We start from the raw sequence: 1,293 nt of genomic DNA on the forward strand, positions 1-1,293 counted from the left end.
AACGCATTGCGACGTTACGTAATTCGCGCACATTTCCTGGCCAAGCGTAAGAAAGCACGGCATTTCTGTCGGCATCACTCAACGGTCGACTGTCTGAATTTGTTTGCAACGCAAAGTGCTCAAACAGAATCAACGCGTCTTCTTCTCGCTCCCTAAGCGGCGGTAAGTAGATCTGTGCAACATTAAGTCGATAATACAAATCTTGGCGGAACTCTTCATGATCGTTGAGATCTTCTTTCGCGGCAGCGATCACTCGCAAATCCACATTGATCTGCTGGTTACCACCAACTCGCTCGACAGTATGTTCTTGCAATGAGCGCAGCACTTTCACTTGCATTGAAAGCGGCATACTCTCGATTTCATCAAAAAACAGCGTGCCTTTATCGGCGTATTCGAGTTTGCCAATCCGTCGTTTACTTGCTCCGGTAAAAGCGCCGGGCTCGTGACCAAACAGCTCACTTTCGAACAGATTTTCGGGAATCGCGCCACAATTTATTGGCACAAAACGATGTAATTTTCGTTGGCTTTCTTTATGCAGACTGGTGGCAACTAGCTCTTTACCACAGCCCGTTTCACCATAAATAATGACGTTAGTATCAATACGCGCTAGCTTTGCAACTTGTTCACGCAATTGCTGCATGACTCGGCTTCGGCCAATCAGCACTTCCTCGAGCCCACTTACGCTCGCGAGATATTCTTGACGATCTTGCGTTGACGTCTGCGCTCGATAAGTCTCGACCGCTTCCGTCACACGTTGCGAGAGTCGCTCTGGCTGAAATGGTTTCTCAATAAAATCAAATGCGCCCTTTTGCAACGCACTCACCGCCATATCCACATCCCCATGTCCGGTGATCAGGATAACGGGCGTTTGGATATGATGGTCAATAAGGCTTTCTAAAATCGAGAGGCCATCGCTATCAGGCAAGCGAACATCACTGACAACAGCATCAAAGTCTTGACTTAGTATCGCCGCCTTTCCAGCGTCACCGGTACTGAATGCCTCAACGTTAAATCCGGCCAGTTGCAGCCATTGGCTAGTTGCCTGACGAACAATGTCATCATCTTCAATAAGTGCGATGTTGGGGGTGCTTTCAAAAGCCATGAATTACTGCCTGTTTAAAACGTCTTTCGTAACGGTAGCAAAAACCACGAGGGAGAAAAGGAGCTAGATCTCACTTCTTAATTACAACTCTTTAACATCCAATCAGTTAGGCGCACTCTGTCTCAATCTGGATAAGTAATCACTGTGAACCGCACAGGAAAAATCTAAATCGGCAAACCTGCATGTGGATT

1 protein-coding gene is annotated in these 1,293 nt (G+C 47.1%); it reads right to left on the minus strand.

Annotation, left to right across the window (positions count from 1 at the left end; genetic code table 11):
• A partial coding sequence (locus tag R7F07_RS24945) for a sigma-54 dependent transcriptional regulator (protein ID WP_318110626.1) occupies positions 1–1,102 on the minus strand: 1,102 nt, incomplete at its 3' end.
• Between the last annotated feature and the right edge of the window lie 191 nt (positions 1,103–1,293).

The organism is Vibrio sp. YT-16 (assembly GCF_033337405.1).
Classification (GTDB): Bacteria; Pseudomonadota; Gammaproteobacteria; order Enterobacterales; family Vibrionaceae; genus Vibrio; species Vibrio alginolyticus.